The sequence below is a fragment of the Streptomyces sp. WG7 genome (genome assembly GCF_049975785.1).
Taxonomy (GTDB): domain Bacteria; phylum Actinomycetota; class Actinomycetes; order Streptomycetales; family Streptomycetaceae; genus Streptomyces.
In genome coordinates, this window is sequence record NZ_JBNGGE010000004.1 from 251,856 (window position 1) to 267,506 (window position 15,651).

At 72.8% G+C, this 15,651-nt stretch carries 12 protein-coding genes; 6 read left to right on the plus strand and 6 right to left on the minus strand.

The features are described from left to right. The first annotated feature begins 1 nt into the window (after position 1). From ACP4J0_RS07140 to ACP4J0_RS07165, 6 genes are all read left to right on the plus strand, one after another. Positions 2-2,824 (plus strand): NHLP bacteriocin export ABC transporter permease/ATPase subunit, encoded by a 2,823-nt coding sequence (locus tag ACP4J0_RS07140; protein ID WP_426597753.1) that lies wholly within the window; start codon positions 2-4, stop codon positions 2,822-2,824. A gap of 89 nt (positions 2,825-2,913) precedes the next feature. Further along, positions 2,914-3,924 (plus strand): Ppx/GppA family phosphatase, encoded by a 1,011-nt coding sequence (locus ACP4J0_RS07145; protein WP_426597754.1) that lies wholly within the window; start codon positions 2,914-2,916, stop codon positions 3,922-3,924. A 75-nt stretch (positions 3,925-3,999) separates the two neighbouring features. After that, positions 4,000-4,179 (plus strand): hypothetical protein, encoded by a 180-nt coding sequence (locus ACP4J0_RS07150; RefSeq protein ID WP_426597755.1) that lies wholly within the window; start codon positions 4,000-4,002, stop codon positions 4,177-4,179. 56 nt (positions 4,180-4,235) lie between these two features. Then, positions 4,236-5,267 carry an iron-containing redox enzyme family protein gene (locus ACP4J0_RS07155; protein ID WP_426597756.1) on the plus strand — a complete coding sequence of 344 codons (1,032 nt, stop codon included), beginning with the start codon at positions 4,236-4,238 and terminating at the stop codon, positions 5,265-5,267. Positions 5,268-5,297: 30 nt separating this feature from the next. Next, a complete protein-coding gene (locus ACP4J0_RS07160; RefSeq protein WP_426597757.1) occupies positions 5,298-5,942 on the plus strand; it encodes a HemK2/MTQ2 family protein methyltransferase in 645 nt (214 codons plus the stop codon). Then, on the plus strand, positions 5,923-6,186 hold the full coding sequence (locus ACP4J0_RS07165; RefSeq protein WP_426519078.1) for a CDGSH iron-sulfur domain-containing protein: 264 nt from the start codon (positions 5,923-5,925) through the stop codon (positions 6,184-6,186). The genes ACP4J0_RS07160 and ACP4J0_RS07165 overlap by 20 nt, the downstream gene beginning before the upstream one ends. A gap of 151 nt (positions 6,187-6,337) precedes the next feature. Here the strand turns inward: ACP4J0_RS07165 and ACP4J0_RS07170 are convergent, their stop codons facing one another. The 6 genes from ACP4J0_RS07170 to ACP4J0_RS07195 all read right to left on the minus strand — a co-directional run bounded on the left by ACP4J0_RS07170 (position 6,338) and on the right by ACP4J0_RS07195 (position 15,540). Then, a complete protein-coding gene (locus tag ACP4J0_RS07170) occupies positions 6,338-6,772 on the minus strand; it encodes a protease inhibitor (RefSeq protein WP_426597758.1) in 435 nt (144 codons plus the stop codon). Positions 6,773-7,293: 521 nt separating this feature from the next. Then, positions 7,294-8,901, minus strand: a complete 1,608-nt coding sequence (locus ACP4J0_RS07175; protein WP_426597759.1) for a ricin-type beta-trefoil lectin domain protein — start codon at positions 8,899-8,901, stop codon at positions 7,294-7,296. Between the two features lie 389 nt (positions 8,902-9,290). After that, positions 9,291-9,668, minus strand: coding sequence for a toxin Doc (locus ACP4J0_RS07180; protein ID WP_426597760.1), 378 nt, complete (start codon positions 9,666-9,668; stop codon positions 9,291-9,293). Positions 9,669-9,671: 3 nt separating this feature from the next. Beyond that, positions 9,672-9,920 carry a hypothetical protein gene (locus ACP4J0_RS07185; protein WP_426519086.1) on the minus strand — a complete coding sequence of 83 codons (249 nt, stop codon included), beginning with the start codon at positions 9,918-9,920 and terminating at the stop codon, positions 9,672-9,674. 98 nt (positions 9,921-10,018) lie between these two features. After that, entirely contained in the window at positions 10,019-12,274 is a 2,256-nt protein-coding gene (locus ACP4J0_RS07190; RefSeq protein ID WP_426597818.1) for a glycoside hydrolase family 9 protein, read from the minus strand. A 179-nt stretch (positions 12,275-12,453) separates the two neighbouring features. Next, positions 12,454-15,540 (minus strand): glycoside hydrolase family 2 TIM barrel-domain containing protein, encoded by a 3,087-nt coding sequence (locus tag ACP4J0_RS07195; RefSeq protein WP_426597761.1) that lies wholly within the window; start codon positions 15,538-15,540, stop codon positions 12,454-12,456. Between the last annotated feature and the right edge of the window lie 111 nt (positions 15,541-15,651).

The window sequence follows — 15,651 nt, forward strand, 5'->3', positions numbered from 1 at the left end:
GATGAGATCCGTGCACGAAGGACAGGGCGACCTCGTCCTCGGGGCGCTCGGCTCGCTGGGCAGCCGCGTCGACTGCGCCGGGTTCGGCCGCCTGGACCTGGAGGGCCCGCAGGTGCTGTGGCTGGTGGCGTCCGGCGCGGTGGACCTGTTCGCGGTGGACGCCGAGGAGCAGGGCCACTGGCACCACCTGGGCCGCCTGGAGGCGGGCTCGGTGCTGCTCGGTCCGGTCGCCGGGCCGCAGCACACGCTGGTCGCGCGTCCGCTGCGGGACTGCGTGGTGCACCGCATCGGACTGCGCGAGCTGTACCAGCCGGCGAGCACGCAGACCTGGTCGTACGACGAGTACGGCAACCCCCAGTACGTACCGCCGACGACGAGCCCGCTGGAGTACGCCCTCGCCCTCGGCGTCGGCCGCGGTCTGACCGTCCTCTTCCAGGCGCCGATGGCGACCGAGCGGGCGGCCGCCCCCACCGACGACGACGTGTTCTGGATGCAGGTCCCGCCGGGCAGCGTGCAGTACGGGGCGCTGTACGGCGACGAGGCGGCCGCCGACCTGCTGATGGACCCGGGGCTCTGGCAGAGCCTGGTCGACCAGCAGTACCGGCTGCTGACCACGCTGGACCGCTGGATCGAGCAGCTGGAACGCACCCACGAGACCCGTACCGCGGCCGGTATCAAGGCCGGCGAGGCGGTACGCGCCCGGGCCGACCGGACGCTGCTGGCCTCCATCGGCAAGCGGTCGGGGCAGCGCACCACATCCGCCGACGCCGACGCCACGTACGCGGCGTGCAGGCTGGTCGCCGGAGCCGCCGGCATCCCGCTCGCCGAGCCCGCCCGGAACGGGACGGAGAGCGACCGGCTCGACCCGGTGGAGCGGGTCGCCGTCGCCTCACGCGTACGTACCCGGACCGTACGGCTGGACGGCCGCTGGTGGCGGGACGACGTCGGGCCGCTGATCGGTCACCGGGCCCTGTCGGGCGCGCCCGTGGCGCTGCTGTGGCGGCGCGGCGGCTATGTGGCCGTCCATCCGTCGACCGGCCGGGAGACGCCGGTCGAGAAGGCGAACGCCGCGGAGTTCGAGCCGCGTGCGGTGATGTTCTACCGGCCGCTGCCCGAGCGCCGGCTCAGTCCGCTGCGGCTGCTGCGGTTCTGTATGCGGGGCACGCGTGGTGATCTGACCGGTCTGCTGCTCGCCGGGCTGGTGACGGTGGGGATCGGCGCGCTCGTGCCGATCGCCACCGGCAAGGTGCTCGGCGAGTTCGTGCCGAAGGCGCAGACCGGGCTGATCGCGCAGGTATGTCTCGCGGTGATGCTGAGCAGTGTCGTCGCGGCCGCCTTCATGCTGCTGCAGAACCTCACCATCCTGCGGCTGGAGGGGCGGGTGGAGGCGACCCTCCAGCCCGCGGTGTGGGACCGGCTGCTGCGGCTGCCGACGAAGTTCTTCACCGAGCGCTCCACCGGTGAGCTGGCCGGCGCGGCCATGGGCATCAGCGCGATCCGCAGACTGCTGGCGGGCGTCGGTCCGACGGTGGCCCAGTCGGTGACCGTCGGGGCGATGAACCTGGGACTGCTGCTCTGGTACAGCGTGCCCATGGCGTTCGCGGCGATCGGCATGCTGGTGGTCGTCGCCGCCGTGTTCCTGGGGCTGGGGCTGTGGCAGGTGCGCTGGCAGCGGCGGCTGGTCAAGCTCACCAACAAGCTGAACAACCAGGCGTTCCAGACGCTTCGCGGGCTCCCCAAGCTGCGGGTCGCGGCGGCCGAGAACTACGCGTACGCGGCGTGGGCGGAGCAGTTCGCGCGCAGCCGGGAACTCCAGCAGCGTGCGGGCCGGATCAAGAACCTGAACGCGGTGCTCGGCGCGGTGTACCTGCCGCTGTGCACCCTGCTGATGTTCATGCTCCTGGCCGGTCCGGCGCGCGGTTCGATGTCGGCGGCCGAGTTCCTCACCTTCAACGCCTCGGTGACGATGCTGCTGACCTCGGTCACCCAGCTGACCGGCGCGTTCGTGTCGGCGGTGGCCGCGCTGCCGCTGTTCGAGGAGATCAGGCCGGTCCTGGACGCCACGCCCGAGGTCCGCACGGCGAGCACCCGGCCGGGGCCGCTGTCCGGGGCGGTCGAGGCGCGGCGGCTGTCCTTCCGCTACACCGACGACGGACCGCTGGTCCTGGACGACGTGTCGTTCGAGGCGCGGCCGGGCGAGTTCGTGGCGGTCGTCGGTGCCAGCGGCTGCGGCAAGTCGACGCTGCTGAGGCTGCTCATCGGCTTCGACCGGCCGCTGTCGGGCAGCGTCCTGTACGACGGCCAGGACCTGGCCGCCCTCGACCAGTCCGCGGTGCGCCGGCAGTGCGGGGTGGTGCTCCAGCACGCGCAGCCGTTCAGCGGCTCGATCCTGGACGTGATCTGCGGCACCGAGCCGTACACGCCGGAGGAGGTGATGGCGGCGGCCGAGATGGCCGGGCTCGCGGAGGACATCAAGCGGATGCCGATGGGCCTGCACACGATCGTCTCCGGCAGTGGGGCGGTCTCCGGGGGCCAGCGGCAGCGGCTGATGATCGCGCAGGCGCTGATCCGCCGGCCGCGCATCCTCTTCTTCGACGAGGCGACCAGCGCCCTGGACAACGAGACGCAGCGCGCGGTGATCGAGTCCACCAAGGCCCTCGACGCCACCCGGATCGTCATCGCCCACCGCCTGTCCACGGTGCTCGACGCCGACCGCGTGATCGTGATGGAGGACGGCAGGGTCGCCCAGCAGGGCCCGCCCGCCGAGCTGCTCGCCGACACGGGCGGCCGGCTGCACGAACTGGTGCGACGGCAGCTGGCCTGACGGGCCGGAGTGCGGCCGGTACGCCCGGTTTCCGGCCGTACCGGCCCCGGGCCCGTTGGACCGGCGCCAAAATGGGTACCTGCGCCTTCATGCGTATCAGCGTGGTGGATGTGGGCTCGAAGACGGTCCGGCTCATGGTGGCGGACGCCGAGGGTGGGGTTCCGCTTCCGGTCCACACCGCGAAGTGGCGGCTGCGGCTGTCCGAGCAGGTCAAGCCCGGGGATCCGGTCCCCGAGGAGGCCGTGGAGCGGCTCGTGGAGGCGGTCACCGACGCGAACAGGACCGCGGCCCGCTGGGGAGCGGCCGACCCGCTGGCCTTCGCCACCGCCGTGGTGCGTGCCGCGCCCAACCGCCGGGAGGTGCTGCACACCGTCCGCGCCCGCACGGGCACCGCCCTGTGCACGCTGCCGGGCGAGGTGGAGGCGGAGCTGACGTTCCTCGGGGCCCGGCGCTGGATGGGCTGGCGGGCCGGACCCCTCGCCCTGCTCGACATAGGCGGCGGCTCCCTGGAGATCGCCTTCGGCCGCGGCCGGCTGCCCGACTTCGTGGCGTCGCTGCCGCTGGGGGCGGCACGGCTGACCCACGAGTTCCTCGCGGGCGGCGAGGAGGCACCGCCACCGGAGCAGGTGCGGGCGCTGCGCCGCAAGGTCCGCCATCAGCTGCGGGACGTCGCGGCGCGGATCCGCTGGGAGGGGCCGCGCACGGCGGCGGCCACCTCGCGGACCTTCCAGCAGCTCGGGCGGCTGTGCGGGGCCTCGCCGGGACGGCACGGGCCGTTCACGGAGCGGCAGCTGCGCTGCTCGGACCTGGGAGAGGCGATCGGCCGGCTGGCCGCCCTGTCCGCCGCCGAGCGGGCCCGGCTGCCCGGCATCTCCGCGCCGCGGGCGGCGCAGAGTCTGGCCGGGGCGGTGGTCGGGCACACCGCGATGAAGCTGACCGGGCTGGAAACGGTCACGCTCTGCCCCTGGGCGATCCGCGAGGGCATCCTGCTGCGCCACATCGAGGACGGCCCGTCCTGGTGGGCGGAGGTCGTCCGCCGCAACGACGAGGCGGCTACTCCGGCCCCCGTGCCCCTGCGTGTCGCGACCGCGCCCGGCTGACCCGCCACGTGGCAGGCGCCGCTCCCGCACCCGGGAGCACACGACCGAACGGTACGAGGAGAGAAGGAGACACCCGTGTCCCAGGACGACGAGCGCACCCACGAGCAGCCCGAGACGGCCATCGAGGAGGTCCTGCGCGAGATCAAGGAGTCCAGGCCCCGCGACGCGGAGTCCGACGAGGCCCGGCGCCGGGGAGAGGCGGGGGACGCCACCTCGCCGAACACCGGGGCCCAGCGGGACGCCGAGGGCGGGTGACGCGGGACCGCGCGCGGGCGGGGGTGCCGCCGCGGTGTGCGGGTACTCGCGACGCCATGGAGTACGACCGCGAAGGACCACAGTTGCCGACGGCCCGGGGCCCGCTCTCCGCGGCCGTCGGCGCGTACCTGCTCGGCACGGGCCCGCTGCCCGGCCCGGAGGCCGTCGCCGCCGCACCGGCGTACGGCGACGACCTGCAGCTCGCCCTGTACCAGTGCTACGAGCTGCACTACCGGGGCTTCGCCGGCGTGTCCGCCGACCTCGAGTGGGACCCGGACCTGCTGCGCGTGCGGGCCGCGCTGGAACACCGCTTCCTGTCCGCGCTACGGGCCGGCACCCGGGTCCACGACAGCGTGGACGAGGCGGTCGGGGCGCTGCTCGTCGAGCCGGTCGACGGGAAGGGCGTCAGCCACTTCCTGCGGGACGAGGGCGAGTTGTGGCATCTGCGCGAGTACGCGGCCCAGCGCTCCCTGTACCACCTGAAGGAGGCCGACCCGCACGCCTGGGTGCTGCCGCGGCTGTCCGGGCGGGCGAAGGCGGCGATGGCGGCGGTGGAGTTCGACGAGTACGGCGGCGGCCGTCCCGACCGGGTGCACGCCCGCCTGTTCGCCGACCTGATGACGGACCTGGGCCTGGACACGGCGTACGGGCGCCATCTCGACGCTGCCTCCGCCGAGTGCCTGGCCACGGTGAACATGATGTCCCTGTTCGGTCTGCACCGTGCCCTGCGCGGCGCCCTGGTGGGCCATTTCGCGGCGGTCGAGATCACCTCGTCGCCGGGTTCCCGGCGGCTCGCCGAGGCGATGCGCCGCACCGGCGCCGGACCCGCCGCCGAGCACTTCTACGACGAGCACGTCGAGGCCGACGCGGTGCACGAGCAGATCGTGCGCCATGAGGTGATCGACGGGCTGCTGGAGCAGGAACCGCACCTCGCGGCGGACGTCGCCTTCGGTATCGGCGCCACCGGGTACGTCGAGGACCGCTTCGGCGCCCGGCTGCTCGCCGACTGGCGGGCCGGCCGGTCGTCCCTGCGCACCCGGCTGCCCGACCCGCCCCGCGAACCCTCCGGGGCCGCCCATATTTCGTGACGGCCGGGGTACGTGGGAGCCGTGAATTTCATGGTGCTTCCGGGCGTCTACGCCCCTCAGGAGGACACCGCCCTGCTGGCCGGGGCGCTGTCCGACGAGTCGCTCCCACCGGACGCGGCCGTGCTCGACGTGGGGACCGGCTCGGGCGCCCTCGCCCTGGCGGCGGCACGGCGGGGCGGCCGGGTGACCGCGGTGGACGTGTCGTGGCGTGCGGTGTGCGCGGCCCGGGTGAACGCCGCGCGGGCCGGGCTGCGGATCCGCGTCCGGCACGGCAACCTCTTCACGCCCGTGCGCGGTGAGTCGTTCGACCTCGTGCTGGCCAATCCGCCGTACGTGCCGGCACCGGGCGGTGGCCGGCGGCCGCGCGGTGCGGCGCGGGCCTGGGACGCGGGCCACGACGGCCGGCTGGTCCTGGACCGGATCTGCCGGGAGGTCCCCGGCCTGCTGCGTCCGGGCGGTGTGCTGCTGCTGGTGCAGTCCGCGCTCAGCGATCCCGAACGGACCGTCGGGCTTCTGCGCGGGGCCGGTCTGAAGGCCGCGGTGACCCGGCGGCAGCGGATCGCGTTCGGTCCCGTGGTGCGCGGACGGGAGCGCTGGCTGCGCCAGCGCGGGCTGCTGTCCCTGGCCGAGAACGAGGAGGAACTGGTGGTCGTCCGTGCAGAACTCCCCGTCTGACCCCCCGCGTCCGTCCGGTCCCGCGGGCTCCCCGCGCCGGGTCAGGGTCCAGCGCCGGGGGCCGCTGCTGGTGGAGGGCCCCGTGGAGGTGGAGCTGGAGGACGGGACGACGGTGTCGTCCGACCGCTTCCGGGTCGCGTTGTGCACCTGTCGTCGCAGTCGGCGCTACCCCTGGTGCGACACCAGCCACCGGTCCAGGTCGTCCGGCACCGGTGACGGTGCCGGACCGGCGGTGAAGGACTGACCGCGCCGTGGTTCCGGTTCCGGGGAGGACGGCGGACGGCCCCACTCCGTCCGCCGCCCCCGGTGCGGGACCGCGGGTCCGTACGGCGGCGCTCGCACTCCCCAGTAGCGAGTCGCCGGTCACGCCGCACGGGTCAGGCGGTCCCGGTCCTTCAGAACGTGAAGACGCTCGCGCTGCCCGCGTTCTTCACGCACTCGTTGGCGAAGGTGCGCTCGTAGGAGAGGTGCCGGCCCTGCCAGACGCCGTCGACCGTGACGACGACGGGCGCGTACTCCCGGGTGCACAGCACGCCGGAGTCGGCCGTCAGCGCGTCGAAGTCGCCACCCGCGTCCCGCAGTTCCGCGCAGGCGAGGTCGGGGGCGGGGTGGGTACCGGAGGCCTTCGGGGCACAGGTCAGGGTGACCGCGCGTACGGGTGCGGCGGTGGCAGCGCTCTCTCCGTGTCCCACGGTCAGCACGAGGGCCGAGGGGGCGTGGAGCGACGCGGGGGCGGTGGCCGGGGAGGCGAGGGAGGCCCCGGCGAGGGGCCCGCAGACGGCGGTCGCCGTCAGGCCCAGAGTCGCTGCCCAGCGCGCGGTGTTCCGCATTGTGTGCATCCTTCCGCTCGATATGAGGGTGTCGCCGGCCCAGCTCGGTCGGTGCCGGAACGGCGAGCGCGAGTCTGCCGAGTCCGGCGCCGAAACTCATCTCGACCCCATGGATTTCGGTAACCTTGCGTATTGAATCAGTGGCGTGAAGTCACAGAATTCGAACGTTCCAAGTCCGGAACGGGGTGGTTCTTGATCGGTCATCGAGGCCCGAACTGGCCGAATGGCGTGATCCGCACGTTCGTCAATAGGCCTGAAACACCCCTGTAACAGATCCGTTCCCCCAGCGGCCGGCCTCGGCATGCTCACCGGTACGGGGCCGGCGGCGCGAGCTCGGCGACGCGAGGCGGGACCTGGGGACGGCGGGCAGCGCCGGTGGCGGCAGCACCGCGCGCCACCGGTGACCGCCGCTTCGTCACCCGCGGGTCCGTACCGGTCGCCCCACGCGGCGCGAGCCGCACATCCAGTGGCCCCGCGCCTCCGCGGGGACCCACCTCGCACCGGACCCCGCCCGGCGCCTCTCAGCTGCCCGGCAGCTCCACCCGCCGGGCGTCCGGGGCGCCGGTGCCCGCGACCGACAGGGCACCCTCCGCCGTCGGTACCGGCTCGGTCCGCCAACGCTGGCCGTCGGAGCCGTCACGCACCTTCACCACGAGGTCGGCGTCCGTGGTGACGGTGGTGACGGCGAGGGCGAGCCGCTGCTGCCGGCGCGGCACCAACTCTCCCTGTCCGGTCAGGTCGTAGCGCACGTCGTCGCCGCGCCCGGTGCCGTCGTCGGCGCAGGTACCGAGAACGACGACCCCGGCGTCCGCCTGCGAGTCCAGACACAGCCCCGGGTCGGCGACGCTGCGCAGCAGTCCGTCGTCCTCGTGGGTCCACTGCTGGGTCCACGCCCCGGAACACGCCGCCAGCCGGGCGCCCGTCCCCGCCTTCGGCTCTCCCCGGACGTCGAGGCAGAGGTCCGCGGCGACGTTGCGCAGCCGCGTGCGGTCCGCCGCCGCGGGGGGCCCGGCCGCACCGGGCGGTCTCGGACGGCTGGTCGCGGACGCCACGCCGTCGCCCCCGGCGGCGCTGGTGGAGGCGGCCGGATCGGCGCCACCGCCGTCGTACGACCACACGCTCACCACGAGCACGATCGCCGTCACCGCGGCCGAGGCCGCGCCGAACTGCCTGAGCACCGACCGGCCGGAGCGCGGCCGGCCCGGGGCCCGGCGTACAGGCACGGGAATCCGGGCCAGCAGCCCCGGGCGTCCGCCTCGGTGCCGGGCGGCGCCCTTGGCGAGGCCTCCCGGCGTCCCGCGCCCCGGACGGGAGTCGAGATAGCGCCGGGCCCCCCAGCCGAGTACCGCTTCGGCGATCAGGGGCCCCAGCCCGCCCTTGAAGTGGCCGAGTTGTTCGGCCGCGTACCGGCAGTGCCGGCAGTCCGTCAGATGCTCGCGGACATCCGGCAGCAGGGCGCCGCCGCGGCGAATCGGAACGTCGAGGAGGCGGCTGTGGAAGCGGCAGTCCTGGGTCGGCGCCAACTGGCCGTGGGCGTGCAGACAACCCTCGCGGAATTTCTCACGCGCTTGTTCGAGTGTGACCGACGCGGTGTCGGCATCCATGCCCAGCAGACCGGCCGGGACGCTTATGCCCTCACCCTCGACTTCCGTGTGCCACAGCAAACAACGGGCCGGTCCGGGAAGCGACGCGAATGCTCGCGCGGCCAGCACCCGGTTTTCCGGGGTCAGGGACTTCGCCGCCCGCACGGCGCGTCCGCCGGCGGGTTTGAGCAGCTGCGGGAGAACGCCGGATATCCCGTCGTCGGCGGACCACTGCCGAACCGTGTCCCGTACGGCCACCAGCAGCCACGGACGCAGTGCGGTGGCGGGCTCGCCCTGGGCGAGCCGGTCCAGCACCCGGCGCCAGGCGGCGGCGGTGACCATGGCGGCGACCTGGCCCGACGTGGCGAGGCAGAGGGTCGCGTAATCGTGGGCGGGCTGCCAGTGGCGCGCCATCAGCAGCGCGGCGGCCTGGGCGGCCGCGCCCTGGGGGCCGTCCCTCAGCCGCGCGGCCAGGAACTCGTCGGACTCCCCGGGATCCCCGCCGGACGGCGGGTACGCGGGTCGAGGAGGGTGGGGGGTGGGCACTGAGACGTTTCCTTCCCACGCACATGCGACTCAGAAGTTCCGGTCGCCGAAAAGCACCCTGATTGGCATATACCTTTTGAGTGCGGTGCGGAGAGCGTGAATTCGCCACAGCGAAATCGGGCCTGGTTCGTCCAGGCGCGTGCGAGACCCGGCCTTACCCCCCGCACGGGTGCTTCACTCTCGCACAAACCACTCATGGTCAACAAGGAGAACCGGCAACACGAGCCCTGTGTGAAAGAAGGTCGGATCACCCGGCAACTCGTGCGGCTCGCGGCGGCTTTCGCCTTTCTCCCCGCACCCCGTGTGAGACACGTGCACACGCCGGTGCGGGCGCGCACGCTCCCGGCGGGCACCCTGACGCGGTGGGCCGGCGGCGGCCCTCCGGGGTTTCAGATCTGCCAGGAACGCAGTCGGTCGGCGGCCCCGTAGACGTCGGCCCCGCCGGACATCAGGTCGCGCGCGAGGTCGACCAGGGCGCCGTAGGGCGGGTCGATGCCGACGCCGCTGGCGTACATGTAGGCCACGGCCGTCGCGCAGGCGAAGCGGGCGTTGGCCGAGGGCAGGGGCTTGAGGACGGCGAGGGTGTGCAGCAGGGCCGCGGCCCGCCAGGCGGGGTCGGAATTCACCCCCAGGCGGGGCGGGTCGACGCGGTGCCGGGCGACGGCGGCGACGAGCGCGGAGAAGTCGTTGATGGTGGGCTGCTCCGGCAGTACTTCCTCATGGCGCTGGAGCAGCCAGGGCACGTCGATGTGCAGGACCTCTGCCATGGGTCAGGCGGCCCGCCCCTCGCCTCCGAGGGGCGGTGGTTCGTCGTCGGGGAAGGCGGCCGCGAACTCGTCGGCGTGGGCCGAGAAGAACCGGCGGAAGGCCGCCGCCCCCTCCTGCAGCGCCCGGTGCCGGGCTATGTCGGCGGCGGCGGCCTCCCGCACGAGCGCCTTCATAGACGTACCGCGTTCCTTGGCGATCTGCCGCAGGTCCTCGAGCTCGCGGTCGCTGAACTCCACGTTCAGAGCTGGCATGCCTCCCACGGTACCGCGAGGGTACCGACTCGTAAATAGCCGCAGGTCAAAGCGGCATTGTGTGGGTACCGAGGGAGGCGGTCCCGGTGATCGTGCGGTCAGCCCTGGTCCGCCACGAAGGAGGCCATCCGGGCCAGTGCGGCGTTCCAGTTGATGGTGTGCTCGTTGGTCGACCAGGACTGGATGTCGTCGATGAAGCAGAACTGGGCGACGCAGCCCTGGAGTTTGCTCTGGGCGTAGGGGTCCTGGATGTGCGAGTTCGGTCCGCCGGACAGGGTGCCGTCGGGCGGGGCCGGCAGTGACGGGTCGAGCTGCTTGGCGTACCAGCGGCTGTGCTGGTTGTGCGCGTTGACCTCGCCGTAGCCGGTGACGTACGACATGTTCAGCGCGTTGCGGCCCAGGATGTAGTCCATGCTCTGGAGCGCGCCGTCACGGTACTTCGAGGCGCCGGTGATGTCGTAGGCGGTGGCGAGGACGACGGCGTTGTTGAGGATCTGGTGGCTGGAGCCCCAGTCGTAGACGTTGTCCTCGGGGGCGTAGGGCATGCCGTACGGATGCGCCTTGAGCGTGGCCAGGTACCGGTCGGCCCCCTGGACGACGGAGCGGCGGACCTTGTCCCGGCCGGGGAGCCGGTTCGGGACGGTCGCCAGGTCGAGCCGGGCGGCCGCCGCGGTGCGGGCCCAGTCGAAGCCGAGCGGGCCGAAGATGTCGGCGGTGTGGACCGGGGAGTTCAGGACGTACTCCTTGAAGTCCCGCTCCCCCGTCGTCAGGTACAGCTCGGCCGCCGCCCAGTAGAACTCGTCCTGGACCTGGCTGTCGGGGTAGGCGCCGCCGCCGATGCCGTCGCTCTCGTCGGCGAGCACGTCCGGGTGGGCCAGGGCCGCCTTCCACGCCGTGCGGGCCGCGTCGAGCGCCTTCGCGGCGAACTCCCGGTCGTAGGGGCGGTAAAGGCGGGCCGCCTGCGCCGCCGTGGCCGCCAGGTTGAGGGTCGCGGCGGTGGTCGGCGGGTGCAGTTCGCGCTTCTGCGGGTCGTCGCTGGGCAGCAGCGGCAGCCCGGTCCACGCCTCGTCGTGGATCTTGTGGTGGGCCATGCCGGCCAGCGGCTGCCCGTCCGGCACCTGCATCTTCAGCAGGAAGTCCAGCTCCCAGCGGACCTCGTCGAGGAGGTCCGGCACCTTGTTGCCGCTCTCGGGGATGTCGAGGGTGCCGTCGCCGAGCTTGGACGGCTCGCCCGTGCGGGCGTGCAGCGAGCGCTCGTAGGTGCTGAGCAGCTCCCAGGTGGAGATGCCGCCGTTGACGACGTACTTGCCGTGGTCGCCGGCGTCGTACCAGCCGCCGGCGACGTCGAGGGTGTAGTCGCACACGCCCGGCTGGCAGGGCACCTCGGTGTCACCCTGGTTGGGTGCCACGCCCACGTGTCCGGCGGGGCGGCCGTAGCCCGGGCGCAGCTCGTCGCTGACCGGGGTGCCGCTGCGCTGCGTGTAGTAGTACTTCGCGGAGTCGGTGCGCAGCTTCTCGTAGGCGGCGGTGCCGATGTCGAAGGGGCGGCTTGTCTCCCCGTCGGCGACCAGGGTGTAACCCTCGCCGCGCTTCTTGTGGCGGCCGAAGTCGATCGAGTGGACGTTCTGCCCGGAGGAGGCGTCGACGCCGCGTGGCTTGCTCCAGCCGTGGGCGACGACCCGGCCGTGGCCGTTCTTCAGCTGCCAGGGCAGGCGGGAGGTCGCGTCGGTGACCAGCGTGGCGTTCTTCGGGCCGGACGGCAGGTAGCCGACCTGGTTCACCCGGACCCGCGGCCCGGTGTCGGGCACGTACGGCTCGGGGGCCACACCGCCCAGCAGGGACACGTCGTCCACGCAGAACCGCCAGGCGTCGGGCGTGCCGCCGAGCTGGAAGCCGACCTGGCCCTGGGTGGTGTCGACGGGTGAGGTGAAGGTGTAGGAGTAGGTGTTGCCGGAGACGCTGAGCTGCGGGCTGACCTCGTGGTAGGTGTCGTACGGGGACACCGACAGGCCCACGATCGCCCGGACCACGTGGTCGGCGGGTGTGCCGGTCGCGGTGAAGGAGAACTTGTACGACTCCCCCGCGACGAGGGTGATGTCGTTCTGGCCGACGGCGGCGTCCCAGCGGTTGGCGGTGCCGCCGGGGGCGTCGGCGCACAGCCGGCCGTCGGACACGGCCGCGGTGACGTTGCTGCTCGTCCACCAGGAGTCGGTGCCGTTGTCGAAGGTGCCGTTCTTGACCTGCTCGGTCTCCTCGGCTCCGGCCGGGGCGGCGGGCAGCGCGGTGACGGCCGCCGCGAGGAGGGCCGTCAGGGAGACGAGGGCGGTTCTGCGTCGTGTCGGGCGTTGCGTCAGGCGTCTTGTCACGTCCGGGCTCCTCGGGGGAGGTACGGGTGGCGCGCTCGGATCACAGCGTATGGGAGCGCTCCCAAAAGCGGTCGCAGGACATGCTTGTGGGAGACATGACATTCCGTCAACGGTCCGGACGGGACTCGACGGGACTGGTTTCCCGTCCGGACCGTGTCGCCGGGACCTCAGGCGGCGGGCGCGTCCAGCCGGCTGATGCGGATCGCCCCCTCCACCTCGTCGGGGTGGCGGCTGGTCAGCGTGAGGCGGACGCGGGAGCCGCGCAGCGCGTCGAAGGTGACGACGGTGGGCGCGTCGGACTCGGCGGCCCAGTCGGTCCGCATCCCCTGAGCCGCTCGCCAGACGCGGCCGTCCCAGACGGCGACCTCGATCGCGGCGGGCAGACTGTGCGTGGCGTCCACGGTGAAGGAGACCTCGATCCGGTCGTAGGTGCGCCTGCGCCCGTGGTCGACCGAGACCCAGTCCTCGGCGCGGGCCCCGTCGAAGGCGGGCAACAGGGCGGTGGCCGCCTTGTGGAAGCCGTTGGACCATCCCGTCGCCGGGTCGCCGTCGAGCATGGCGGCCGGGAGCGTGTCGGGGCGGCCGGAGTAACTCGCGTCCGCGTGCGGGTGGTCCACGGGCGCGGGGTGCCCGGGCCGGAACTCCGGGGCGGGCGTGGTGGCGCGGGTCGCGGCCCGGCGGGCGCGGACGGTCGCCGTGTCCGTACGCAGCCCGTCCGCGCGGGCCGTCACCCGCACCGTGCCCGGCCGGGTGCCGGACCGCACGATGGCGAGGGCCTTGCCGTGGAAGGCGGTGCGGGTACTGGCCTGGTAGCGCTCGGCGCTCTCCTGGCGGCCGTTGTCGAGTCCGGCGAGGGAGCCGCCCGCGACCTCGAAGGAGATCAGATGCTCGGCACCGGGCACCACGACGCCGCGCCGGTCGACCACCTCGGCGGTCACGAAGACCAGGGAGCGGCCGTCGGCGGCGACGCTCTCGCGGTCCGGGGTGAGGCGCACGGCGTGCGGCGCCCCCGCGGTGCGCAGGACGTCGGTGGCGACCGCCCTGCCGTCCCGCCGGGCGACGGCCTTCAGCTCGCCCGCCTCGAAGGGCACCTTCCAGGTCAGGTGGAGCTTGCCCGCACTGCCGTTCGGGCTGGTGTAACTGCCGGGGTAGGGGCCGTCGGTGAAGGTCTTGTCGTCGCCGGTGGCCTCGGTGGTCTCCAGGTACGCCCGGCCGTCGACCGTCTTCTTGGTGTCGAACGTCCGGGTGCCGAGGGACTTCCCGTTCAGGAACAGCTCGACGGTGTCGACGTTGGCGTACGCCCAGACCTCGACGGTGTCGCCCTCGCGGTGGTTCCAGCCGGCCGGAAGCAGGTGGACCATCGGTTCGTCCGTCCACTGGCTCCGGAACAGGTGGTACATGTCCTTCGGGAAACCGGCGGTGTCGACCGCGCCGAAGAAGGACGCCTTGACCGGGAAGACGTCGTACGGCGTCGGTTCGCCGATGTAGTCGATGCCGGACCACAGGAACTGGCCGGCGAACCACTTCCGGTCCCGGTCCTTCTTGTGGCCGTACTCACCGCTCATGGTCCAGGAGGCGAGGTTGTTGTCGTAGGACGAGGTGGCCCGGCGTCCCGGGGTGTGGTTCTCGCCGGTGTTGAGGTGTTCCGGCTCCTGGTAGGTGCCCCGCGTGGAGGTCTCGGAGGACGACTCGGACTCGAAGAGGAAGAGGTGCGGGTAGGCCGCGTGCAGCTCGTCCACCGACTTGGCGGTGTTGTAGTTGAGGCCGAGTCCGTCCAGTTTGGCCAGCATCAGGTCGGCGGCGGAGCCCTTGGCGGGCATGCGCCGGTACTTGTCGGAGCCGATGACGAGCGGTCGGGTGTCGTCGGCGGCGCGGATGGCGTCGATGATCCGGTCGGCCATGGCGAGTCCGGCGGTGGAGGTGGAGTCGGGGACCTCGTTGCCGATGGACCACATGACGACGGCGGGCGAGTTGCGGGCCGCGAGCACCATCTCGGTGGCGTCCTTCTCGCCCCACTCGTCGAAGAACCGGCCGTAGTCGTAGCGGTTCTTGCCGGTGCGCCAGCAGTCGAAGGCCTCCACCAGCATGATGATGCCCATCTCCTCGCAGACCTCGATCATCTCGGGCGCGGGCGGGTTGTGGGAGGTGCGGAAGGCGTTGACGCCCATCGACTTCATGATGGTCATCTGGCGGCGGATCGCGTCGATGCTGACGGCGGCGCCGAGTGCGCCGAGGTCGTGGTGCAGGTCGACGCCCTTGATCTTGGCGTACCTGCCGTTGAGGTGGAAGCCCTCCTCGGGGTCGACGTGGAAGGTGCGGATGCCGAACGGGGTGCGGTAGGTGTCGACGGTCCGCCCGCCGACGCGCAGTTCGGTGTGGAGGGTGTAGCGGTGCGGGTCGGCGAAGTCCCACATCCGGGGGCGGGTGACCGTGAGTTCGTGGATCTCGCTCGTCCCGTCGGTGACGCCCGCCGTGGAGGCGGCGCGGGCGACCGTGCGTCCGCCGGCGTCCTTGACCGTCGACCTGATCTCGACCTCGCGCGCGGTGCCCGAGGCGTTCACGACGGACGTCTCCACCCGGACGACGGCGCGCTCGTCGCTCACCCGCGGCGTGGTGACGTACGTGCCCCAGCGCCGTACGTGCACCGGTTCGGTGACGACCAGGCGGGCCTCGCGGTAGATGCCGCTGCCGGAGTACCAGCGGCTGCTCGGCAGCCGGTTGCGCACCTGGACCGCGAGGACGTTCTCGGTGCGGCCGTCGGTGTGCACCAGGTCGGTCAGGTCGAGGGCGAAGCCGGTGTAGCCGTAGGGGTGGCGCCCGGCCTCCCGGCCGTTGCAGTGGACGACGGCGTCCATGTAGACACCGTCGAACTCGACCGAGATCCGCTTGCCGGCGACGGCGGGCGGCAGGGTGAAGGCGAGGCGGTACCAGCCGAGTCCGCCCGGCAGGAAGCCGGTACCGCTGGTCGTGCCGTGCTCGGTGGTGGGCGTCTGCTCGATGCTCCAGTCGTGCGGGACGGCGACCTCGCGCCACGCCGAGTCGTCGTGGGCGGGGTCGGCGGCGCCGGTCGAGTCCTCGACCGCTCCGTCGGGGTCGACCAGCCGAAAGCGCCAGCCGTCGCGCAGGGCTACGGTACTGCGGCCCGCACCGCTCCCCGCCGCGTCCGCGGCCCACGCCGACGGGGCTCCCAGCAGTGCCCCGGCCGCCGGCGTCGCGGCGGAGGCGATCAGAACCGATCTGCGTGTGACCGTCATGCCGGATCTCCCTCGTCAAGCTCATCAAGGCTCAGATGTACTCACAACTGATCGCGATCAAACAGATTCTGACGCTGTGCCACATGCGACCGTCAAGGGTACGGAAAGCTC

Excerpts from the sequence above, each read along its gene's own strand:
- ACP4J0_RS07140 (WP_426597753.1), top strand. The coding sequence starts at position 2 with ATGAGATCCGTGCACGAAGGACAGGGCGACCTCGTCCTCGGGGCGCTC.
- ACP4J0_RS07145 (WP_426597754.1), top strand. The coding sequence starts at position 2,914 with ATGCGTATCAGCGTGGTGGATGTGGGCTCGAAGACGGTCCGGCTCATG.
- ACP4J0_RS07155 (WP_426597756.1), top strand. The coding sequence starts at position 4,236 with ATGGAGTACGACCGCGAAGGACCACAGTTGCCGACGGCCCGGGGCCCG.
- ACP4J0_RS07160 (WP_426597757.1), top strand. The coding sequence starts at position 5,298 with ATGGTGCTTCCGGGCGTCTACGCCCCTCAGGAGGACACCGCCCTGCTG.
- ACP4J0_RS07170 (WP_426597758.1), bottom strand. The coding sequence starts at position 6,772 with ATGCGGAACACCGCGCGCTGGGCAGCGACTCTGGGCCTGACGGCGACC.
- ACP4J0_RS07180 (WP_426597760.1), bottom strand. The coding sequence starts at position 9,668 with ATGGCAGAGGTCCTGCACATCGACGTGCCCTGGCTGCTCCAGCGCCAT.
- ACP4J0_RS07185 (WP_426519086.1), bottom strand. The coding sequence starts at position 9,920 with ATGCCAGCTCTGAACGTGGAGTTCAGCGACCGCGAGCTCGAGGACCTG.
- ACP4J0_RS07195 (WP_426597761.1), bottom strand. The coding sequence starts at position 15,540 with ATGACGGTCACACGCAGATCGGTTCTGATCGCCTCCGCCGCGACGCCG.